Origin of the sequence: Candidatus Nanopelagicus limnes (assembly GCF_002287885.2) — a bacterium.
GTDB classification, from domain to species: Bacteria; Actinomycetota; Actinomycetes; order Nanopelagicales; family Nanopelagicaceae; genus Nanopelagicus; species Nanopelagicus limnae.
The window spans coordinates 115,248-138,427 of record NZ_CP016768.2 but is presented as its reverse complement, the minus strand read 5'-3'; the positions used below and the strand labels follow the sequence as shown (position 1 = coordinate 138,427).

Genomic DNA, 23,180 nt, shown 5'->3' with positions numbered 1-23,180 from the left:
GGTATCTTAAAAGATTGCACTGACAAATGTGGGGTTTTCTACTTAGAGCGTGGCGAGAATTGCTGCAATATCACCCTCATTAGTCCAAGGGTTAACAATTGCAAACCGTAATATCGGCTTACCTTTATGAGCAGATGGTGTAACAAAGCCAATTTGATCAGCTAATAATTTATCACTCCATTTTTCATAATCTTCACTGCTCCAGCCAACTCTTTCAAATGCCACGATAGAAAGTGAAGGCTCAATTAATAACTTAAGATTTGGATGACTTCGAACCTGCTCGGCTGCATCTTTGGCAACATCCATGGTGCGCTCCATTGCTTTTGCATACTCATCGGTGCCATGAGCGGCGAGTGAAAACCAAAATGGTAAGCCTCTAGCTCGCCTTGTTAAGTGAATTGCATAATCAGATGGGTTCCACTCATCATCTTCATCTAAGGTTTCAAGATAGGCGGCCTTTTGTAGGTGCGCTCGCTTTGCTAACTTTGGATTGCGATAGATAAGCGCGCAGGCATCAAATGGTGCGAAGAGCCATTTATGTGGATCAACAATAAATGAGTCAGCTAATTCAATTCCATTAAATAATGGCCGAACAGATGGCGCACAGAGAGCGGCTAATCCATAAGCGCCATCAACATGAAACCAAATTCCTCTCTCCTTGGCACATGCTGAAACTGATGCCAAGTTATCAATAATTCCAAGATTGGTTGTTCCAGCGGTAGCAACTAGAGCAAATACTTGATGGCCCGGATTTTCACTGTGGTACTTATCAATTACTTGCGCGCAAGCATCCCCTTGCAAAGCGCCATCTTTATCTGGCTTAATTAACAAAATTTCAACATCCATAACTTGAGCGGCAGATTTAATTGATGAGTGTGAGTCGGCGCTTGCTGCCAATACCCACCTGGTTACATCTTTTCTCTTTGCTCTAAAAGTATTTCGGGCAGTTACTAGCGCAGATAAGTTTCCAATTGTTCCACCCTGCACAAATACACCACCAGCAGTTGCCGGCATACCTGCTAAATCTGAGATCCATTTAAGTGCTTGGTTTTCAGCAAATACTGCCCCAGCTCCTTCAAGCCATGAACCACCATAAAGTGCGCTAGCGCCAACTACTAAATCAAAAAGGTTTGCATACTCACTAGGAGCAGAAGGAATAAATGCTAAGTAACGTGGATGATCTGTTGAAATACAAGCTGTTGCTAATACCTCTTTAAATAATTTAAGCGCCTCATGTCCGCCTAAACCTTTTGCAGTAATGGTGTTACCGGCTAACTCATATAACTCCTGCGCAGTTTTTGGGCCATCAAGAGGTGGATCTGTTCGCAAGCGAACGAGTGAGTAATCCAGTATTTCCTTAGCTAATTCTTCAACCTCAGGGGTGAACTCATGCATTGCGCGCTGCGTAATCTTTCCGGTTGGCACTTCGAATTAAGTTTCTAATCATTGTTGGAAAGACAAATGTGTGAAGAGGTAGCACTGCATACCAATACAACTGACCACCTAAACCACGAGGTGAGTAAGAGGCCTCTTGCGTAACTTCACTTTGACCATTTGGAAGTTTTTTAATTCTAAACTCAAGCCAAGCTTTGCCTGGCAAAATCATCTCTGCATAAAGTTTTAATGACTCTCCTGGAATTAAAGATTCAACTCGCCAAAAATCTAACGAGTCTCCTACTCGCAAATGTATTGGATCTCGTCTTCCTCTTCTTAGTCCTACTCCACCAATCATTCGATCCATTACTCCGCGCATATACCAAAGAAAATCAGCACCATACCAACCGTTATCCCCGCCAATCTCCTCAATGGCAACCCATAAATTTTCCATACTGGCATCGGTAACTCTTACTTTTGTATCTTTATATAAAGCCTCTCCTGCCCAATCTGGATCACTCTGTGCTTTTTGCCAAGGCGCAAATGGCGCAGTTGCATCTGACCATCTAGTTGAAACTGAATTGCTTGAAACCTTGCTTAGTGCAAGTGTGATTGCAGTTGAAACATCAATTAATCCCTCGGCTGGTTTTGGAATTAAATGATCTATTGATTTAGCAGGATCTGCAACGACTTCGCTGATTAATGAGCCAACTAATGGCCGTGCCAGAGTGGTAGGTACTGGTGTAACAAAGCCGATCCATAAACTTGAAAGATTTGGCGTAAGAACTGGAACTTTAATGATTAATCTTTTTCGTAATCCTGATAGCTTTGCAAATTTTTGCATCATATCTGCATAGGTAAGGACCTCTGGTCCACCAATATCAAATATGCCACTGACTGGTTTTTCTAATTTGGCTGCACTCTTTAGATACCAAAGCACATCGCGCACCGCTATTGGATGAGTTTTGTTCATAACCCACTTAGGAGTTGTCATTACCGGTAGGCGATGAGTTAAATGACGCAACATTTCAAATGAGGCAGAACCTGAACCAATGATAATTCCAGCTCGCATTTCCATAACTGGCACTGATGTGCTGGCTAATGATCGGCCAGTATTAGCCCGTGAATTCAGATGCTTTGAGGATTTTAAATCATTGTTAATTCCACCTAGATAAATTATCTGCTTAACCCCAGCCTCTTGAGCAGCTTTTGCAAAATTGGTTGCCATTTCTGATTCAATCTTGTCAAAATTAGTACCAGCATTAATTGAGTGCAGCAAGTAATAAGCGGTGTGAATACCAGTCAAAGCTTTTAGAGTTGATTGGTAATCAGATGCGTTTCCTGTAGCAATTTCAACTGATGAAGCCCAACTGTTGCTTTGCGCCTTTTTTTGGTCTCTGACAAATACCCGCACGGATGCGCCATCCTCTAGCAATGCAGTAACTAGCCGGCCCCCAACATATCCAGAGGCCCCGGTCACTAAGATTCTTCGCACAGCTTCCATGGTGAAAACAGTAGACTTAAATATATGAATAAACCAAAGGTAGTGATCTTAGGTGGTGGGTTTGGTGGCCTAGCTGCTGCTCGCGCCCTCTATAAAGACGCCGATGTCACAGTGGTTGACCGGCATAACTATCAAACCTTCTTACCCCTTTTGTATCAGGTCTCAACTGCTGGCCTTGCCGCAGACCATGTTGCCTACCCAATTAGAGGCGCCCTAAGAAAAACATCTGTGAAGTTTCGTATGGCATCACCTATAAACATTGATCATCGAAACAAAGAGGTAAAACTAGATAGCAGTGAAATTTTAAAATTTGATCACTTAATTGTTGCACTCGGTTCGGTGACTGCAGATTTTGGTATTCCAGGTGTTAAAGAGTTCGCACTCGGCATGAAATCTGTATCTGAAGCGTTAACAATAAGGGCTGAAATTATGCGACGGTTTGAAGATCTTTGCCGCTTTGAAGATGATACGAAGTTTTCTGTGACAGTAATTGGCGGTGGTCCAACTGGAGTTGAGATGGCAGGTGCTATCGCTGAGTTAATTCGCGGGCCTCTAAAGTCTGATCAAGCTCAAGTTGCTAAAAACATCAGCGTCACATTAGTTGAGGCTGGTCCTAGGTTATTGCCACCATTTGCGCCATCTTTATCTGCGCGCACTAAAAAAGATTTAGAAAAGCTAGGTGTTAAGGTTTTATTAAATACAGCAGTTAAAGAGCTAGCGCATCGAAAGATCTTCCTAAAGGATGGCACCTCCTTGCAATCTGAGATAACTATTTGGGCAGCAGGTGTTAAAGGCTCCGATGCGATGAAAGATTTAAATCTGCCAGTCGAGGCAAACCGGGTTGCAGTTGAGCCAACTATGCAGGTTAAGAACTATCCAAATGTGTGGGCGCTAGGAGATATTGCCGGGGCAAAAGGCAAAGATGGTGGCCCACTTCCAATGGTTGCACCAGTTGCAATTCAACAAGGAAAATTCATTGCTAAACAGATTAAGCGAATTTCTCTAAATAAGCAGTTAGAACATTTTAAATATTTAGATAAAGGATCAATGGCAACTATTGGTCGAAATAAAGCGGTGGTGCAGGTTAGATGGTTTAAATTAGCCGGCCCGCTTGCCTGGTTAGTATGGCTATGGCTTCACCTGTTTTATTTACTTGGTGGACGAAATAAAATCGGCACAATGGCTGATTGGACCTGGAATTATCTAACCTTTGATCGCGGCAATCGCCACATTATGGATTCGCAATAAATAAATGTCTAAGCCGGTCTATAAAAAGTTTATAAAAGTTGGTGGGCATGATCTTTGGTGTCTTAAGTGGGCAAAAAATGGTGAGCCAGTTGTATTACTTCATGGCGGGCTCAGCCACACTGCAAAGTGGGAAAAAAACATATTGCCGGCAGTTAGTAAAACTCATGAACCATTTGCTTATGATCGAACTGCGCATGGTTACACAAAGGCGCGCAAGGGTTATATGCACTTTGATTTTCAAGTTGAGGAGTTAGTTAAATACTTAAAAGTTGTTGTTAAAAAACCAGCACATATCATCGGCTGGAGTGATGGTGGCAACATTGGATTGATCACAGCTTTAAAGTATCCAAAATTAGTTAAATCATTAGTTGCAATCGGTGCCAACTACACATATGACGCCGGCTTATCTTTTGACTTAAATACGGTCGAGGCAAGTGATGAAGAGGTTGCTAATTTTGTAAAAATGACAGGCCAGGATCCAAAACTTCTCCTTGAGATTAAGGCAAAAGCATTTAAGGTTTGGGCAACTGAACCAAAGTTAAAGCTTTCCCAACTTAAGAAGATTAAATGCCCCGTTTTGATCTTGGCCGGCGATGATGAGCCATTTAACTCGCAAATGACATGGCAGATGTATGAGGCGATTCCCAATGGCAGACTGGCCGTAATACCAGGGGCATCTCATAATTTAGTTAAGGAAAAAAGTAAATTAATGCACGCAGTAATTAAAGATTTTTACAAATCACAGGATTTTCCAATTACCAGAAGCCCAAATAGACGTGCCAAGCAACAAGAAAAGATCTTAAGAAACTCTTAACTCTCCAACTGCGCCCTTTGGCACAAATGGTTCATTTGGCATAACAGGATCAATTCTTTTATATGGTGAGTTCTGCGCTGGGCGAGGATCTGCCTTACCTTTATTTGGCCACATAGAAAATGCCCGTTCTGCTTGAGCGGTAATTGTTAAGGAAGGGTTCACGCCAAGATTGGCAGTAACTGATGCACCATCAACTACATGCATTGTTGGGTAGTTAAAGAGGCGATGGTAGGGATCAATCACGCCATTGCTTACTGAATCTCCAATTACACAGCCGCCAACAAAATGAGCGGTAAATGGCGCGTTTACTAAATCACCAATATGACCGCCAGCAATGCCGCCATTATTTTCTGCAATCCGCCTAGCCACCTCATTAGCAGCTGGTATATATGTGGCATTGGGAGTTAAGGAATCATTTTTAGAGGTTAATCTAAAACCAAATAAACCTTTCTTACCCCTGACCGAGATAGCAGAATCAACATTTTGCATTATTAATGCAACAACCGTGCGCTCACTCCACTGTCTAACATCTAATATCTTTAATACCAGTGATGGCTTAGTTACAACTTGGCGCAGCCATTGCTTGCGACGATCTTTAATATTTGTGCCATCTGTCATTACTGTTTGTAGTAATCCCATGAAATTGCTGCCTTTGCCATATCTAACTGGCTCAACATGTGTGTGATCATCTGGAAAAAAAGATGAGGTAATTGCAGAGCCCTTACTAAAATCAGTACCACCCTTAGGCATGATGCTGCCAGTTAATGCCTCACTATTGGTTCTAGATAACTTTCCTAATTGATCAGAGATCTTTGATAGTTGGCCTTCATTTTTCATTTTATGTAATAACTTTTGGGTGTTATAGGTACCAGCAGCTACGACAACATGGGATGCGCTAAAGCAGCGCTTGCCACCAAACCAGGCAGAGCTTTTACGGGCTGTTACCCTCCAGCTGCCATCAGGTAATACTTGCGTTTTAATCACAGTGTGTTCAGGAAAAACCTTAACGCCATTTTTTTCAGCCAACCCTAAGTAATTTTTTGGCAAGGTATTTTTGGCATTGTGTCTGCAACCTGTCATGCAGCTGCCACATTGCAAACAACCATCACGCTCTGGTCCCACGCCGCCAAAAAATGGATCCTTAGATTTAACTCCTGCGCCATCTCCAAAATAAACACCTAATGGAGCTAGTTTGAAGGTGTGGCCAACTCCCATTTGATCTGCGACCTGCTTCATCGCTTTATCAGAGGGTGAAAAGTATGGGTTTTCTGCCACCCCTAACATTCGAGATGCTTGGTCATACCAAGGAGATAACTCACTATCCCAATCAGTTATGTGTTTCCATTGTTTATCAGCAAAGTAGGAGGCGGGTGGTTTATATAAAGTGTTTGCATAAACTAATGAGCCACCGCCAACACCAGCTCCTGCTAAAACTAAAACATCAGGTAATACATGAATTCGTTGAATACCGCGAAGGCCGAGTCTGGGCATAAATAAGAATCTGCTTAACCGCCAAGAGGTTTTTGGGAAATCCTTATCTGAAAATCTCCTGCCTGCTTCCAGGACTGCAACTTTGTAACCTTTTTCGCTAAGGCGAAGTGCTGCAACAGAGCCACCAAAACCTGAACCAATTACCACCACATCAAAATCGGCGGATTTCATAATTAAACTCTACTTTGATTAATTAGAAATAATAAGTAGGTGTTACTGGAGCCCCCCGTCAGGATTGAACTGACGACCTGCCGCTTACAAGGCGGCTGCTCTACCACTGAGCTAGAGAGGCGTGGTGTGAGGCGTAATTATGCCATGAATAAATCACCATCTTGCCCGCAAGGATTTAGCAATGAAATCTAGTAGGTTGCCCATATGCGCCTTGGAGTCTTAGATGTTGGCTCAAATACTGTGCACTTACAAGTAGTAGACACATCCCCTGGTGCTCGGCCAAATCCAACTTTTAACTACAAGGAGGAGTTGCGTCTAACTCAATATATTTCAGATGATAATCAGGTATCACAAGAAGGAATAGATAAGTTAAGAAGTAGTATCAAACGAGCAATTGAGCAATCAGCATCTGTGCAAACGCAAGAGTTGCTGCCCTTTGCTACATCAGCCCTTCGTGAGGCTGAAAATGGCGAAGAGATAATAAAGTCCATAAACAAAGATTTTCGAATTGATTTACAAGTTTTAACTGGCGAAGAAGAGGCGCGGCTTACATTTCTAGCTGCCCGTAGATGGTTTGGTTGGTCAAGTGGGCGGTTACTAGTTATTGATATTGGTGGTGGCTCACTTGAGATGGCAGTTGGAGTTGATGAATCACCTGAGGTTGCAATCTCACTTCCACTTGGCGCAGCACGTTTAACTAATAAATTCTTAAAGGGTGATCCTTACACAGATAAAAGCATTAGATCACTTAGAGATCATATTGAAGAAAGGCTGGAGCAGATTTTGCCCAACCTGGTTAAACATCAAGAAAGTGACCGAGCAATTGCAACAAGTAAAACACTTAGAACCTTAGCCAGATTAACCGGTGATTGGTTTGATGGTAATGGTAAAAACATTACCGCCGATGCCATTCGAAAGTTATCAGCGAAATTATCTGAAATGAATAATAGTGAGCGAGCAAAATTGCCAGGAGTTTCTGAAAATCGAGCCTCACAAATTTTGGCAGGGGCCTTTGTAGCTGAAAGTGTTATGCGAAATTTAGATATTGCTGAATTAGAAGTTTGCCCTTGGGCACTTCGTGAAGGCGTGGTTTTAAAGTGGCTAGATTGGATGGAAGCTTAAACAAGCGGAGCGTCAAGCCGATCTATTTGAATAATTTCTTTACCATCTCGGTGAATTACCCAACCATCAGCAGGAGATAATTTCTCTTCATCTGCATCAACATCAGATTTCTTGGTCAATTTGTTAAGCATCTTTGGCAATATCGGATTATGACTACAAATCATTGCATTGATCTCAGATTTCAATAATTCTTTCGCATAATCAAAAGCTTTATCTTTATCCTTTCGATAAGTGCTCTCACTTAATTTTGCAGTCACCTCTAACTTCAAATTTAAGCCGTTAGCAATTGGTTCAACGGTGCTGTAGCAGCGAATCGCATCTGAGGTGTGGATTTGCTCTAAATTAAAAACTTTATAGGTAGAAAGTAAACGCTTTGATTGATTTATGCCTAAGTCCTCAAGTGGCCGATCATCGTCATCACCTTGCCATTCATCTCGGGATACTGCTTTAGCATGGCGCAGCAATACAAATGGCTTAGTATCAAACTTTAATTTAATGAAACTATCTAATATCTCTCTATCTGTTTCCATACTAAGCATTTCACTTACTTTAGTAACTGCTACCCATTTAATCTGATCAACTTCAGAGTTTGGCGTGAAGGGTTTTTCATCAATCACCTTGGCTGACCAGTAAGAAACTTGTTTCATGCCTTGCTGACTTGCGTACTCAACCTTGCCTAAAAATGGCCCAAACTCAGTTGTAATGTTAGTTTCTTCGAATACTTCCCGGTGTGCGCAGGCGATTAATGCTTCACCGATTTCACATTTACCTTTTGGAAATGTCCAATCATCATATTTTGGACGGTGAATAATTGCGACTTCAGTGAATTTCTCTTTGTGCTTTCGCCAAACTATGGCTCCAGCTGCCAAAATCACATCACTCATACTTTGGCTCGATAAGCCTCAATAATCATTGCCTGTAAATCTGCCAGCGGTGCACCACTTGGATCCTTATCAACTAGCAACCATTTGCCTGTTGGTAGAAGGTGCCAGGCGGCTGTAGTTGATGCGGTGTATTGGTCAAAAATTCTAATCAAGGATTTTTTGTGCTCGGCTCGGGTGAGTTTTACTAATGATTCAACTCTGCGATTTAAATTTCGATCCATTAGATCAGCGCTTCCAATATAAATTTCATCATCTCCACCATTGGCAAAATGAAATATTCGAGAGTGTTCTAGAAATCTACCTAAGATCGAGCGCACTCTGATGTTTTCTGAAACACCTGGGATGCCCGGCATTAATGAACAGATCCCACGAATAACTAAATCAACCTCAACTCCAGCAATAGATGCGTTATAGAGCGCCTCAACAAATTCCTCATCAAGTAAGGAGTTTAGTTTTAAACGAATAAAGGCATGCTTTCCTGCTTTTTTATTTTCGATTTCCCGCTGAATTTTCTCAAGTAAACCAGATCGGATGGTGCGGGGAGCAACAAGTAATCGGTTAAAGGAAGACTGTGGGGCAAAGCCTGAAAGTTGATTAAATAATTTATTCAAATCCTCACCCAACTGATCATCAGCACTTAAGATGCCAAGATCTTCATACATTCTTGCCGTCTTTGGATTGTAATTACCGGTTCCAACATGGCTATACCTGCGAACCAAACTGCCTTCTTCGCGAACAATTAAAGATAGCTTGGCATGTGTTTTAAACCCAACTAATCCATAAACCACATGTACGCCAACATCTTCTAATTTCCTTGCCCATCGCACATTCGCTTGTTCGTCAAATCGTGCTCTAATTTCAATCACTGCAAGTACTTGTTTACCAGCTTCTGCCGCTTCAATTAAGGCATTAACAATTGGTGAATCACCTGAGGTGCGATAAAGAGTTTGCTTTATTGCAAGTACATGGGGATCAGTAGCTGCTGCTTCTAAGAAGCGCACGACGGATGAATTAAAAGAGTCATATGGATGGTGCAGCAAAATTTCTTGTCTTCTGATAGCGGCAAAATACTCATCATTTGACTCTAGATCGATCTCGCGCAGCTCATGTGCAACCTGGTTTCTAAATGGTGCAAACTTCAACTCTGGTCTATCTAAATCTGCAATCCGATTTAAACCAGTTAAATCCAGTGGCTCTTTATAACGAGAGATATCTTCTTCTCTGATCGATAATTCAACTTTTAAACGCTTCAGCAAATCAGAGTCAATATCACTTGCTACCTCAAGTCTTACCGGTGGTCCAAATTTTCTGCGCAGTAACTCCTGCTCCATAGACTCAAGGAGATTTTCTGATTCATCCTCTTCTAGCTCTAAGTCGGCATTGCGAGTTATGCGAAAGGTGTAGTAATCCTCAATATGCATACCGGGAAATAACTGATGTAAATTGGCAATAATTACTTTTTCAAGTGGAATAAATCTGGCACCAACAAACTCAGTAGTTTCGATAAATCTTGGTAGCGATGCAGGCACCTTCACTCTGGCAAATAACTCCTCATTAGTATCTGGCTGCTTTACCAACACTGCTAAATTGAGTGAGAGCCCAGAGATATATGGGAATGGATGAGATGGGTCAACTGCAAGTGGGGTCAGTACCGGAAATATCCGTTTGGTGAAAATCTTATTTATATGATCTATCTCTTCCTGGGTTAACTTTTCCCACTCAGTAATCTCAATTCCGTTTTGTTTTAATTTAGGCATTAAGTCATCGTGAAAACATTTACTTTGGCGGGCAATCAACTCTTGTGTTTTTTTCGAGATCTCAGCTAGTAACTCAACGGGTGAGTATCCGGCCGTGTTTTTCTTAGTTACTCCACTCTCAAGTTTTCGCTTTACCGATGCAACTCGGATCATATAAAAATCATCAAGATTTGATGAAAATATCGCTAAGAAGCGACAGCGCTCTAGCAGTGGATTACTTTGATCTTCCGCTAATTCAAGTACGCGTTCGTTAAATGCCAGCCAACTTAGCTCTCGATCAATTAATCGCTCTCTTGGATTTGCCGCAATTAAATGTTGATTCACACGAGTATTTTGCTTTATAAAGGTGAACGGGTGGTAATCGGGGGGCTAATTCAGCGTGAGAACCATTTAACTGGTACTGGATATTTTGCCGACCTGCCATCACCTGAGGATTTACCCCTTACCCGTCGCCATATCCAGGGGATTAAGAAGACGGCTACCCAAGATATATTCACTAAAACTTTAATTATTTTATTCTGCTTTTTTGCGGCAACAGGTGGCACCTTCCAATTTGGATCAAAGTTAAAACCTAATCCTTCTAAAACAGCATTTGCTAATCTGCGATGGCCTTCAGAGTTCATATGTAATCGATCGAAGGCTAGAAATCTTCGATCATTTAAGAACTCAGCATTTTTAGCCTCAAATAGAATTACTGGATACTTTGCAGCCACTTTTCTAACATTCTCATTAAATGCGCTAAATCTTTGATGCCAGAGAGTGGCTGTTTTTCCTTTACCTTCAACCTTATCGATAACTGTGAAAAGTATTACCGTCGCTCCTGCATCTGTTAACTGCTTAATGCCAAGTTCATACTGAGGAAGTGAAATTTCGGGGCGATAATTTGGCCGCAATACATCATTTGCTCCTGCGTGAAATGAAACTAAAGTTTGCTTTCCTTGGATGTATTTAATTGCAGTAGGTATTTGATCCTCAACAACTTGCTTAAGTAGCTTTCCTCTAATTGCAAGGTTCATATAGGTAAAACTTGGGTTAGCTTTTGCTAACTCATCAGCTACTCGATCAGCCCAGCCTCGGTAGTTGCCATTAATTACTTCATCACTCATGCCCTCAGTCATTGAGTCACCTAGGGCAATAAAACGGGTATAGCTCAAATTACTTACTTCTTTCAGCCGCAACCTGGTGCATAACTATTGCTGTTGCCACGCTGGCATTTAAGGATTCAACTGATGATTGCATTGGAATTGAAACCACTAAATCACACTTTTCTCTTACCAATCTAGATAAACCTTTTCCTTCACTGCCAACCACAATAAATACAGATTCAGTTGCTAAATTCATCTTTGCCAAAGTAGTGTCACCATCTGCATCCAAACCAATTACAAAACATCCTGCCTTTTTAGCATCCTCAATAGATCTAACTAAATTAGTTACCTGTGAGATTGGCATTCGGGCAGCAGCACCAGCAGATGCTTTCCAAGCAGAGCCTGTCATGGCTGCATTTCGCCGCTCAGGAATTACTACTCCATCTGCGCCAAAGGCTGCTGCAGATCTAACTACCGCGCCAAGGTTGTGTGGATCAGTGATTGAATCTAAGCCAATCAACATCATTGGTTTTTTAGCATTTGCAATTAATTTTGAAAACTCTGTGTAGTTAAAGGGTTTGATAACTAAGGCAATACCTTGGTGGTTTGAAAAACCCGTTAAATCATCAAGTGCCCTGCGAGGAATCTCTTTTATCGGCAGATCAGCATTTTTAGCTAATCTGATTGCTTCAGATATTTTCTCATCCAACTCAACCTTTATAGCAACTACTAACTCTTTAGCAGGAATCTTTGCGCGAAGCGCCTCTACAACTGAGTTCTTACCGGCGACAGCATCTTGCATTGACCCTCTTCGATCAAATCTTTTTTCAGGACGATCACCTCTTCGATCATCTCGCTTAACCTCTCGGTCAATTGTTTTAACTGGCTTGCGAAATCCTTTACGCGCATCACCTTTATCATCTCGGCGGTTATCTCTTTTTTCTGGGCGCGCTACCGCACTTCTCTCAACTCTTTTATTACTGCCACGTGAAAAAGTTTTGGCACCCTTTGGGCGATCTTTACGTGCTTTACCTGGTTTCATTAATAACTCCACCTTGGACCATTGGATGTGTCTTCTACTGTAATGCCTAGTGAGGCGATCTGATCACGAATTTGATCAGCTGCAGCAAAATCTTTTCGCACCCTTGCGGCCTCTCTTTGCTCAAGAGCTAATTTGATCAGACCATCAATTGCTGAATCATTAGAACTACTTAATTTAAATGCATCATCCTTTGGATCACAGCCAAGTATTGATAGAGCGCCACGAATCTCACCTGCAGTTTTAGCAATGACTTTCTTATACTCAGCAGCGCTATTTCCAATTCTCATACTTTCAGCAATAAAAGCTAGCGCTTGTGGAACAGCTAAATCATCATTCATAGCTTTAGTAAACTCATCTGCGATTAATACCTCAGGTGCTTTTCCTAAGATCGCCTCTGCTCTACTTAAAAAAGCCTCAATTCGTTTAAATGCTGTTGCTGATTCATTTAGTGCTTCAAATGAAAACTCCAGCATACTGCGATAATGAGCACTCCCTAAATACCAGCGAAGCTCAATCCCACGCACCTTCTTTAAAATCTCAGCAACCTGCAATGAATTACCAAGTGATTTACTCATCTTCTCACCACTTGTTGTTACCCATGCGTTGTGCATCCAGGTATTGGCAAAGCCAAAACCGGCGGAAGCTGATTGTGCTATTTCATTTTCATGATGCGGAAAAATTAAATCAAGTCCGCCACCGTGAATATCAAATGATTCACCAAGATAGGCATGGGCCATTGCAGAACACTCAATATGCCAACCCGGTCTGCCATCTCCCCATGGTGTTGGCCACGATGGTTCTCCTTTTTTAGCAGCTTTCCAAAGTGCGAAATCTCTTGGATCCTTTTTATACTTTAAATCAGCATCATCACTTACTAAAAGATCATCTAACTTTTGATTGGAAAGCTCTAGATAATTCTTAACTTTTCTTACCTCAAGATAAACATCGCCATTTCCTGGGGCATAAGCTGATCCGTTTTCAATTAACTTATTTATTAACTCAATCATTTGAGTTATGTGACCGGTAGCCCGAGGCTCATATGTTGGTGGTAAAACATTTAGCCAGTTATAGGCATCGGTAAATGCTCGTTCATATTTTTGCGCAACCTGCCACCATGGAATTTCCTCATGAACTGCCTTATGCAAAATCTTGTCATCAATATCAGTTACATTTCTTATGAAATTTACTTTGTAACCAGATGCAATTAACCAACGTCGTAAAATATCAAAATTAACACCACTTCTAATATGACCAATATGCGGGGGTGCTTGAACCGTTGCGCCACAGAGATATATCCCAACCTCACACTTTTTTATTGGTTTAAACGCAGAAACAGTTCTGCTTTTGGTGTCATAAAGATTTAATGAACTCACTGAGTCAGTCTACCTTCAGTTACTTCGTTGCCCAACTTAACTTAAACAACCCTGAAGTACTAAAGGATGGATTTATCTTTTATGGCGGTATCCGCACTGTTTTTAAGATACACAAATCTTGCCAGTAATAATGCAAAAGCCACTGCCAGGAAATATCTAACTGCCCCTACATACGCAAAGGTGGTATTTGAAACTGTAATTGTCATTGGCGTAGCGGAATTTGCATATACATCGGTCAATAGTTTCTGAAAAAAGGAGTATTGAAAAGCTAATTCGGAGGCTTGCCATAAAACATACACATAAATTAATAAATCCTGGTGTTGTTTCTTAATATATGGCATTGAAATCACGGCCAACGCAGAAAGCCAAATAACATATTGCATTGAATATTGCTTATTGAATAATATAAAACCAAACATGACAAAAAAAGAAGTGGCAGATAGATTCGGAATAGACTTAAGCTTTAGTAAGAAATAAGTAACCAGTATTAAGGTAATCAAGTTCAAAACATAGAAATGTGCCGAGTTAAACTTCGCCATAGGCATTAATATGCTTGTTATTTCATAAAATGATGCTGAACCTAAGCCTCGTTCAGCGCTGAATTTATAGAAATACGCCCAGCCATCAAAATTAATCAATGCAAAAGGTAAATTAATTATAAGCCAAGTGCTTAATGTCGTTAGGGAATACTTTATAAAGATAGAAATCTGTCGATTTCTAAGCAGAATTACCATTATTGGAAGCATTAGTACGATTGGGAAAAATTTTGTTGCAATCGATACGGCAAGCAAGATGGCACTTAGTTGAAATCTTTTTTTCTCAAAGAGATAAATAGAGAGCAACATTGCGGCCATTGCCCAAATATCCCAATTTCTATTCAGTGAATATAGGACTGCTGGTGCAAGCACAAAATAATAACTGTATTTCTTTTGAGATAATTTAAATACTAGATATGCACAGATTGACAATAAAACTATTTGAAATGCTGCGGTAATTCGATAGTAGCTATATATGGCGGTTGGGGAAGGCGAAACCAAGAAACTGATCAGCCACATAATCAGTCCAGTTAGTGCAGGGTATTCAACTGGGTGCTGGATTGTTGTGTCACCTTCCAGGATTTTTTCAGAAAATGGCCACAAATGTTGGCCATCGTAGAAATGCATGCCATAAAAACCATATATGTCACTGGCCCGCCCATATTTATTTTGAAGCAAAGCCAAAACTCCAACGGTAAGAGAGATTAGAACAAGTGGTAAAGCATTTTCTTTTTTAGCCTTTTGCGTCTTGTTCCTACTTGCCATTTGATCCCAATCTATAAACCTGTTGTAATTCTATCCCTTGGGTATTGAATATTAATTCCTTGAGGTAATCAAGGCACTAGCGATTGCAGATAAGCCTTTACCTTCACCAGTAAAGCCAAGTCCATCAGTTGAGGTGGCAGATACTGAAACCTTGGCACCCGACAGGGCTTTGGACAAAGCAGCAATTGCCTCTGCCCGTCTTGGCGCAATCTTTGGCTTATTACCAACTATTTGAACTGCAACATTTTCAATCGTAAAACCAGCAGCTTTAATTTTTGCCAAAGTTTCACTTAATAACTGAGAACCTGACGCGCCAGCATATTTCGCATCTGCCACACCAAAATTACTTCCTAAATCACCAAAATTTGCAGCTGAAAGAAGAGCATCACAGATTGCATGAGCTGCAACATCACCGTCTGAGTGACCATCAAGAGCAACCTCATCCCAAGTTAAGCCGGCAAGTGATAACTTCTTAGATTGATCACTACCAAATGCATGCGCATCAACACCTATACCAACTCTGATTTGCCTTTGTGTATTTGGAATTAATAACGCTGTCGCAGTTGCAAGATCAGATTTTGTTGTGATCTTAAGTGCTCGCTCTTCGCCAGCAATTACTTTTACTTGAATTCCTATTGCTTCAACTAATGCAGCATCATCTGTTGCATCATCGGACGCTGCATGTGCTCGCTCTAAAACAGATCTAGTAAAACCTTGTGGCGTTTGAACAGCTTTTAAAGATGATCTCTCTGGTGTGTTTCGAACATAACCTTTGCTATCTACCTCTTTGATTGTGTCAATCACATCAAGTGCTGGAATTACGGCCTGCTCACCATTTATCAACTGTGCAATTACTGTTGCAGCTAGTGTGGTTGAGGCAAGTGATCTTGCGGCATCATGAACTAAAACATACTCATATTGATTTGGAATCTTAGAAAGCGCAATTCGAATACTGTCACTTCGAAGCACTCCACCTTCAATAATCTCAACTGAATCACCAAGTATTTTTCTATACTCATCCACAAAGCCCGCGGGTGCGGTAACAACTATTAATTGGGCAACGGGCGCTAAGCTTGCAACAGCGTGTTCAACTAATGTTTTATCAACTAATTTAACCAGTGCTTTAGGAAGATCAGCACCTAAGCGATTTCCAGCACCAGCTGCTGCAATAATTGCGGCAGTTTTATTAATCATGACAGTGGAAGTACTGCCAATTAAGAGGCGAGAACCTCATCTAGCAAGGTTGCCGCTTTTTCTTCATCTGTTCGCTCAGCAAGAGCTAACTCTGAAACTAAAATCTGCTTTGCCTTAGCCAACATACGTTTTTCACCAGCTGATAAACCACGATCTAAATCGCGACGATATAAATCGCGAACAACCTCTGCCACCTTAATAACATCACCTGATGCTAATTTTTCAACATTGGCTTTGTAACGACGAGACCAGTTTGTTGGCTCCTCGGTATATGGTTGACGCAAAACATTAAATACTCGGTCTAAACCTGCGCTATCGACAACATCACGAACGCCAACTAAATCAATATTCTCAGCTGGAACTCGAACTGTTAGATCACCTTGAGCTACCTTTAAAACTAGGTAAATCTTCTCTTCGCCTTTGATTGTGCGCTTCTCGATTGCTTCAATCTGTGCTGCTCCGTGGTGTGGATAGACAACAGTTTCGCCGACTTTAAATGTCATAAGAGGAAAAGGCCTTTCGATAGGGACCAATAATACCAGCATTTTGCGACCCATTTCACCTGCCTAAATTGGCCTTTATTTTTGAGGATATTCACCTCTTCTAGATAACCTTTAGCCATGGCAAATACCATTAAGAAAATTCTTGTATTAACAATCCTGGCAACAACGTTGACTGCATGTGGTTCTGGTCGAACTGCAGAAACAAGAATGATTAAACAAGTAACAGATGGTGTTGAAGCACAAAGTGCTGAAATTAGATTACGTAATGTTAAAATTGTTAAAAATGAATTATCAGAAGGTATTTTAGTTGGCACCCTGGTAAATTGGTCAGATCAATCAGATGCGATAACTGGCATAAATATTGGTGGAGTTGCTGCAAAATTATCTGGTGTGAAATTTGATCTACTTAAAAATAAGCCAATTACCTTTGTTGGAGACTCTGCAAATGCAGATGCTTTTGCTCAAATCAGCAAGGTAGCAGGTGAGCGAATTCCAATTACTTTCACCTTTGCAACAGCAACACCAGTAACACTTGATGCCTTAGTGGTAGCCCAAGATGGAATTTATGAGAATCTTGTCAGATCTAATGCTGTTGCTGCCCCCGTAGTAAGTGAGGTTAAGCCTTAGCTTTCAAATTTATAGCCAAGACCTCTGATGGTCTGGATATAGGTTGGATTTGCTGGATCTTTTTCAATCTTTGCTCGTAACCTTTTAACATGAACATCTAAAGTCTTAGTATCACCAAAGTAATCAGAGCCCCATACTCGATCAATTAATTGAGTTCTAGTTAGAACTCGACCACTATTTCTAACTAAAAACTCAAGTAACTCAAACTCCTTTAATGGCAAAGAAATTAACTCTTCATTGATTTTAACTTGGTGGCGCTCTACATCAATCTTTACCGGCCCGGCGCTAATTAAGGAGCCCTCGCCAGATTCTGAATCACCTTGTCGACGCAGCACCGCTTTAATTCGTGCCACTAACTCCGCTTTTGAATAAGGCTTTGTTACATAATCATCAGCGCCTAGTTCTAACCCAACCACCTTATCTACCTCAGTATCTTTGGCAGTTAACATAATTATTGGCACATTAGACCTTGCTCTTAGCTGTTTACAGACCTCAGTTCCAGACAAGCCAGGCAACATTAAATCCAACAAGACTAGATCGGCGCCAGTTTTATCAAATGCAGCAATTGCGCCATCACCAGTATCAGCAACTGTTACCTCAAAACCTTCTTTTCCTAAAACATATGAGAGTGCTTCAGAAAATGATGCTTCATCCTCAACTACCAATATTTTGGTCATTTAATTACCTTCCGGATAAAGCTGATTGATTGGTGAATTATTCACAACCAATGGGAAGCGAATTGTGAATGTACTGCCAGCACCCTCTACCGACCAGAGCGAAACATCACCGCCATGATTTGTTGCAATATGTTTAACAATTGATAGACCAAGACCTGTGCCACCAGTTTGGCGAGAGCGGGCTGGATCAACCCGATAGAAACGTTCAAAAATTCGCTCTAAATCTTTTTCTGGAATTCCAATACCTTGATCTGAAACTGAAATTTCAGCAAGGGCGTCATTATTCTTTAAAGTTATAGCCACTCTAGTTTTATCTGGGCTGTAATTAATTGCATTCTCAATTAGGTTTTGAACAGCCATTGTCACCTGATTGCGATCACCATTAATTCGAGCCTCTTCAAAACTTTCATAAGCTAATACAATTTGGCGCTTTTCTGCATGTAATCGGGATTGATCAACCGCCTCTGAAATAACCTCAGCTAAATCAAAGCTCTTGCCATTTTTAAGAGGATCATCATCTTGTAATCTTGATAAATTAATAATCTCCTGCACTAAATCAGATAACCGTTTTGCCTCAGTTTGCATTCGAGAGGCAAATTTAGTGATTGCTTGCGGATCATTGCTAGCTTCTAATACCGCCTCACTTAATATAGAAAGGGCCCCAATAGGAGTTTTTAACTCATGTGAAATGTTGGCCACAAAATCTCGTCTGATCGCATCAAGTCTTCTCATCTCACTATCATCAAAGATAAGGCTTGCTATCAAGCCAGCATCTCCGATGCTTACAACTCGAACCAGGAGATTGTGAGTACCTGCGCCAATTGGACCGCGCGGTAGCTCCATGGTTGCATCCTGTGGATTACCTGATCGCCGAACAGCACGGATTAAATTAATTAACTCTTTATTTAATATTCTGTCATCTTTGATTAAGTTAAAGTTTGTGATTTTTTCTGAGTAGTAAATAACTTGATCAGTTGAATTAACAACAATTGATTCAGCATCCATTGCTCGCAATAAATCAAAGCTTTGCGTTGATAAATCATTTTGGGGTGGCAGGTTGACCTGTGGTGCTCTCTGCTTTTGTTTAAATCCCCAGATCACCCCCTTATCGTATGAGGCGCGGGCGGCTTTAGTTAACCAAAAGTTAGCCAGGGTGGGGTTAATCCCAGTTTTTAACCAATTGTTAAAGACCTGTTCACCCACCTCCCCGCACCAGCGCGTAATTGCGATTACCTTTAGCCAATGCGTGAGCAATTTCAAGAAGAGTTAGATGCCGTTAGCTCCACCCTGGTGGATATGGCTGGGCTGGTTAAAACCGCTATGCAAAATGCGACCACCGCTCTTTTGACCGCCGATTTAGCACTGGCAGAAAAAGTTATCGCCGATGATTTAATTATTGATGAAATCCAGCATGAGTTAGATGCTAAAACAATAAATTTAATTGCTAGACAAAGCCCAGTTGCAACTGATTTAAGAACCTTAGTCACCTCACTTCGTATGAGTGCTGATCTAGAGCGAATGGGAGATCTGGCCCATCACATCGCAAAGTCAGCCCGAATGAGATATCCAGCAACGGCTGTTCCACCTGAGTTATCTCTAACAATTGAGGAGATGGGCCGAGTTTGCGTATCAATCATTGAGAAGGTGGCGCTAGTCCTTAAAAACCGTGACACCGATCGCGCACTTGAGGTGGAAAAAGATGATGATGCAATTGATTCTCTGCACCGCAAAATCATCCAAACTCTGCTTGATCCATCTTGGCAACACGGAATTGAAACTGCGATTGATATGACCTTACTTGGCAGATATTACGAGCGATGCGCTGACCACGCAGTCTCAATTGCACGCCGAGTTTATTTCCTAGTTACTGGCACCTACGCAAGTGATAAGGCTTAAGACTTACTTCTTACCCTGATTAGCAACCGCTTCAATTGCAGCTTTAGCTGCCTCTGGGTCTAAGTAGCGACCACCCTTTGTAATTGGTTCAAAATCATTATCAAACTCATAGTAAAGCGGAATACCAGTTGGGATATTTACCTTTGCAATATCAGCATCAGAGATGCAATCAATATGTTTAACAATTGCGCGCAGTGAATTACCGTGCGCAGTGATTAATACCGTCTTACCTGCCAACATATCCTTACTAACCTCACTAGTTAGATATGGAATAGCGCGTTCTACTACATCCTGTAGACACTCAGTCTTTGGTAGATCATCACCTAAATCAGCATACTTTGGATCATTTTTTTGTGAGTACTCATCATCATCTGCAATTGGTGGCGGAGGTGTGTCAAAGGATCTGCGCCATAGATCAAATTGTGCTTGTCCATAGGCAGCTAATGTCTGCGCCTTATCCTTTCCTTGCAGCGCTCCATAATGTCGCTCATTTAATCGCCAAGATCTATGTGTTGGTATTCCTGTTTTGCCGCAATTACTTAGAGCGATATCTGCAGTATTTATCGCCCGCTTTAAGAGGGAGGTGTGTAATACATCGGGCAGTAAATTTGCCTCTTTTAATAACTGACCAGCTCTTGCAGCCTCTTTCTTTCCTTTTTCAGATAGATCAACATCAACCCAGCCGGTAAAGAGATTTTTAGCATTCCATTGACTCTCACCATGACGCAATAAAATTAACTTATAACCCATAGTAATAATCCTTTCACAAGTGATTAAATTAAATGCTCAAAGGCTTTTAGGTTAGCTAAAGATTCACCCCGTGATACTCGCCAAGCCCACTCACGGCGGATGGCGGATGAAAAACCCAACTCTAGGAGTGGATTAAAGGATGAGTCGGCATACTGCAGAACTGCTCCCAATATTCGATCAATCTCTCTCTCATTTACCGCATCAAGAGGTAATCTGCCCACTAAATAAATATCACCTAACTCATTTACAGCGAATGCAATTGAATACATTGAGGCATTTTTCTTTAGCAAATACTCAAAGACCGCCGCCTTGTTTTCATCCGGCTTTCTAATAACAAATGCGTTAATACTCAATGAGTGATCACCAACTACTAATGCGCAATGGGTTTGCTGTTTAGCTTCCCCTGGCAGGGTTATTAGGTAAGTATTTTCATCCTTTTGTTCATAATCTAAATCATGTGATGATAGAAAATCATCAATTACTGCATTTGGATCAAGCATCTGAAAATTACTTATATGCCCATAAAGTTAGCTTGATTGTTAAAATCAGCATTTATTGAGCGCAGCTCATCAAAAGTTCCTTGATTAACAATGCGTCCTTTATCGATGTAATAAATCATATCCGCACTCCTCACCACTGATAAACGGTGGGCAATGAAGATGACTGTGCATTCACCTGTTAATTTCAAAATGGATTCTGAAACTCTATTTTCAGTCTCAGCATCTAAAGCACTTGTTGCCTCATCAAAAATAACAATCTTTGGCTTTGTTAAAAGCGCTCTGGCAATACCAAGTCTTTGACGTTGGCCACCACTTAAATTCTTACCCGAATCACTAATTCGATAGGAAAGTTGCCCCTCTAAACCTCTAACAAAATCAGATAGGTCTGCATGCTCTAATGCCTGCCAAATCAGATCATCTGCCACTAACTCTGGATTGAACCCTAAGCAGATATTTTCTTTTACGGTCGAATTCTCAATAAATACATCTTGTGGCACGTAACCTATTGAACCTGGCCACTTTTTAATCGCATCAACGGGAGTTAGGCCAGAGATTGATATTGACCCAGAAGAAGGTGCCAATAAGCCTAGAACTAAGTCAACTAAGGTGCTTTTACCCCCACCTGAAGGTCCAACAAAAGCAATGAATTTACCTTCACTAATTTCTAGTGAAATGTCCTGGATTGTTTCATTAATTGCATCCGTGTATTTGAATTTAAGATTTTTTAAATTTACTCTTGGTGCAAAATCTCTATGGCTAGTAGTAATTAAGGTTTCAGTTGTCTCTAATTCTTTAATACCATTTAGTTCGTCAATTAACTCAAAAGTTGGTTGAGCTGCTGACAAACTTGATTTAACTAAAATTATATTTTGCTGTAACCGAATTATTGCAGGTGCAATTCTTGTGCTTGCAGCTAGGAATACTGATATAACTGCAATAGCTCTATTCGAATCAAACAAATAAAACTGAATTCCGGCAATTAGAGCTATACCAAGAATTACTGATATTTCTATTGTGTATTTACTAATATTTGGGATGAACTTGATTTCAGCATCGTAACCAGCTAATTTCATTTTGGTTTTACGAATTTCATTTACGTAAAACTCTCTACCGCCTTTAATAAATAAATCTCGAAATGAGTTTATGCCTTCTGATACTTTTTGATTAAAATAAATACTTTCATAGGCAAATTTACTATTTAAAATTGATACTCTTTTATGAAGTAAAAAATAAAGCAAAAATGCAATTCCTGTAAAAACAAAAAAAGTGCCTACTGATGTTAATGGATCTACCAACATTAATCCAAGTATTATCACAAGAAGTAGAACTACGTCTGATGCTATAACGACTAGATTTGTCACAGCCCCACCAACTAATCTTTCTACCCCACCAGTAACATTGTAAATTTGGTTTTGAATAGATTTGTTAAAGATTTTCTCAACAGGTCTATTTAACATTTTCGAAACTAGTGAACTAGAAATCTGTGCATTACGAATGCTCATGTACCGAAGAGTTCTTCTTAAGAAATACACTGAAAGTACAGTCTTTAGAACAAAGAAAAAAATTGCAGTAGTACCAAGAAGAATTAGTATGTTCCGTTGTGGTAGCTCATCAAGATTTAGCAGCTCGAGGAATCTAGAGACTTGATCACCTGCTGTCAGCCCCTGTAAGCCTCGTATCAATATCGCAGAGGTTATACCTATTAGAGCTACTCCAAATAAATCTAGAAATGCTAGGAAAGTGTTAACCACTAATACCAAGAAAAGTTTTACGCGATCCTTTTTTTCTAGAAGGAGCAATACTCTTTTTATTTCTGGAAAATTAAATACAGAGGAATTAATGGAAACCATAGTGGAACTATACCCAA

Annotated in this window: 21 protein-coding genes and 1 tRNA gene; 5 read left to right on the top strand and 17 right to left on the bottom strand. The window is 40.7% G+C overall.

From position 1 onward, the window contains the following. Window positions 1-42: 42 nt before the first annotated feature. Window positions 43-1,395, bottom strand: coding sequence for a pyridoxal phosphate-dependent decarboxylase family protein (locus B1s21122_RS00740; RefSeq protein WP_095681109.1), 1,353 nt, complete (start codon window positions 1,393-1,395; stop codon window positions 43-45). Then, a complete protein-coding gene (locus tag B1s21122_RS00735; RefSeq protein ID WP_095681110.1) occupies window positions 1,388-2,878 on the bottom strand; it encodes an SDR family oxidoreductase in 1,491 nt (496 codons plus the stop codon). Before B1s21122_RS00735 ends, B1s21122_RS00740 begins: the two co-directional genes overlap by 8 nt. 24 nt (window positions 2,879-2,902) lie before the next feature. On the opposite strand from B1s21122_RS00735, the gene B1s21122_RS00730 reads away from it, so the two are divergent. Next, on the top strand, window positions 2,903-4,126 hold the full coding sequence (locus tag B1s21122_RS00730) for an NAD(P)/FAD-dependent oxidoreductase (protein ID WP_095681111.1): 1,224 nt from the start codon (window positions 2,903-2,905) through the stop codon (window positions 4,124-4,126). A 4-nt stretch (window positions 4,127-4,130) separates the two neighbouring features. Next, window positions 4,131-4,940, top strand: coding sequence for an alpha/beta fold hydrolase (locus B1s21122_RS00725; protein WP_095681112.1), 810 nt, complete (start codon window positions 4,131-4,133; stop codon window positions 4,938-4,940). On the opposite strand, the gene B1s21122_RS00720 is transcribed toward B1s21122_RS00725, so the two are convergent. Further along, window positions 4,926-6,602 (bottom strand): GMC family oxidoreductase, encoded by a 1,677-nt coding sequence (locus B1s21122_RS00720; protein WP_095681113.1) that lies wholly within the window; start codon window positions 6,600-6,602, stop codon window positions 4,926-4,928. The genes B1s21122_RS00725 and B1s21122_RS00720 overlap by 15 nt on opposite strands. 46 nt (window positions 6,603-6,648) lie before the next feature. After that, window positions 6,649-6,723 (bottom strand) — tRNA-Thr (locus tag B1s21122_RS00715). An 83-nt stretch (window positions 6,724-6,806) separates the two neighbouring features. On the opposite strand from B1s21122_RS00715, the gene B1s21122_RS00710 reads away from it, so the two are divergent. Beyond that, entirely contained in the window at window positions 6,807-7,724 is a 918-nt protein-coding gene (locus tag B1s21122_RS00710; RefSeq protein WP_095681114.1) for a Ppx/GppA family phosphatase, read from the top strand. Here B1s21122_RS00710 and B1s21122_RS00705 read toward each other — a convergent pair. The 8 genes from B1s21122_RS00705 to B1s21122_RS00670 are packed head-to-tail and all read right to left on the bottom strand — an operon-like array spanning window position 7,721 to window position 16,863. Beyond that, window positions 7,721-8,608 (bottom strand): NUDIX hydrolase, encoded by an 888-nt coding sequence (locus B1s21122_RS00705; RefSeq protein WP_095681115.1) that lies wholly within the window; start codon window positions 8,606-8,608, stop codon window positions 7,721-7,723. The genes B1s21122_RS00710 and B1s21122_RS00705 overlap by 4 nt on opposite strands. Further along, window positions 8,605-10,689 carry an RNA degradosome polyphosphate kinase gene (locus tag B1s21122_RS00700; protein ID WP_095681116.1) on the bottom strand — a complete coding sequence of 695 codons (2,085 nt, stop codon included), beginning with the start codon at window positions 10,687-10,689 and terminating at the stop codon, window positions 8,605-8,607. The genes B1s21122_RS00705 and B1s21122_RS00700 overlap by 4 nt, the downstream gene beginning before the upstream one ends. 50 nt (window positions 10,690-10,739) lie before the next feature. Then, entirely contained in the window at window positions 10,740-11,483 is a 744-nt protein-coding gene (locus tag B1s21122_RS00695; protein ID WP_095681117.1) for an SGNH/GDSL hydrolase family protein, read from the bottom strand. A 37-nt stretch (window positions 11,484-11,520) separates the two neighbouring features. Further along, complete coding sequence (rlmB, locus tag B1s21122_RS00690; RefSeq protein WP_095681118.1) at window positions 11,521-12,492, bottom strand: 23S rRNA (guanosine(2251)-2'-O)-methyltransferase RlmB; 972 nt, start codon at window positions 12,490-12,492, stop codon at window positions 11,521-11,523. Next, the gene (gene cysS, locus B1s21122_RS00685) at window positions 12,492-13,865 is read right to left on the bottom strand and encodes a cysteine--tRNA ligase (RefSeq protein WP_095681119.1); all 1,374 of its coding nucleotides are present in this window, start codon (window positions 13,863-13,865) and stop codon (window positions 12,492-12,494) included. The genes rlmB and cysS overlap by 1 nt, the downstream gene beginning before the upstream one ends. A gap of 59 nt (window positions 13,866-13,924) precedes the next feature. After that, entirely contained in the window at window positions 13,925-15,166 is a 1,242-nt protein-coding gene (locus tag B1s21122_RS00680; RefSeq protein ID WP_095681120.1) for a hypothetical protein, read from the bottom strand. 51 nt (window positions 15,167-15,217) lie between these two features. Beyond that, window positions 15,218-16,360 (bottom strand): 2-C-methyl-D-erythritol 4-phosphate cytidylyltransferase, encoded by a 1,143-nt coding sequence (gene ispD, locus B1s21122_RS00675; RefSeq protein WP_095681121.1) that lies wholly within the window; start codon window positions 16,358-16,360, stop codon window positions 15,218-15,220. Window positions 16,361-16,380: 20 nt separating this feature from the next. Continuing rightward, window positions 16,381-16,863, bottom strand: a complete 483-nt coding sequence (locus tag B1s21122_RS00670; protein WP_019851739.1) for a CarD family transcriptional regulator — start codon at window positions 16,861-16,863, stop codon at window positions 16,381-16,383. Between the two features lie 117 nt (window positions 16,864-16,980). Here B1s21122_RS00670 and B1s21122_RS00665 point away from each other — a divergent pair, with 117 nt between their 5' ends. Continuing rightward, window positions 16,981-17,490 (top strand): hypothetical protein, encoded by a 510-nt coding sequence (locus B1s21122_RS00665; RefSeq protein ID WP_095681122.1) that lies wholly within the window; start codon window positions 16,981-16,983, stop codon window positions 17,488-17,490. Here the strand turns inward: B1s21122_RS00665 and B1s21122_RS00660 are convergent. Beyond that, complete coding sequence (locus B1s21122_RS00660) at window positions 17,487-18,167, bottom strand: response regulator transcription factor (protein ID WP_095681123.1); 681 nt, start codon at window positions 18,165-18,167, stop codon at window positions 17,487-17,489. The two genes, B1s21122_RS00665 and B1s21122_RS00660, sit on opposite strands and share 4 nt — an antisense overlap. After that, complete coding sequence (locus B1s21122_RS00655; protein WP_223299061.1) at window positions 18,168-19,370, bottom strand: sensor histidine kinase; 1,203 nt, start codon at window positions 19,368-19,370, stop codon at window positions 18,168-18,170. 39 nt (window positions 19,371-19,409) lie between these two features. Between B1s21122_RS00655 and phoU the strand changes: the two genes are divergently transcribed. Beyond that, window positions 19,410-20,063: a phosphate signaling complex protein PhoU gene (phoU, locus tag B1s21122_RS00650; protein WP_095681124.1), complete on the top strand. Its 654-nt coding sequence runs from the start codon at window positions 19,410-19,412 to the stop codon at window positions 20,061-20,063. Window positions 20,064-20,066: 3 nt separating this feature from the next. Here phoU and B1s21122_RS00645 read toward each other — a convergent pair whose 3' ends face one another. Genes B1s21122_RS00645 through B1s21122_RS00635 form a run of 3 tightly spaced genes read right to left on the bottom strand, consistent with a single transcriptional unit; the run spans window position 20,067 to window position 23,163 of the window. Then, window positions 20,067-20,813: a phosphoglyceromutase gene (locus tag B1s21122_RS00645; protein WP_095681125.1), complete on the bottom strand. Its 747-nt coding sequence runs from the start codon at window positions 20,811-20,813 to the stop codon at window positions 20,067-20,069. Between the two features lie 23 nt (window positions 20,814-20,836). Further along, a complete protein-coding gene (locus tag B1s21122_RS00640; RefSeq protein ID WP_095681126.1) occupies window positions 20,837-21,313 on the bottom strand; it encodes a type III secretion system chaperone family protein in 477 nt (158 codons plus the stop codon). An 11-nt stretch (window positions 21,314-21,324) separates the two neighbouring features. Continuing rightward, window positions 21,325-23,163, bottom strand: coding sequence for an ABC transporter ATP-binding protein (locus tag B1s21122_RS00635; RefSeq protein WP_095681127.1), 1,839 nt, complete (start codon window positions 23,161-23,163; stop codon window positions 21,325-21,327). Window positions 23,164-23,180: the final 17 nt, after the last annotated feature.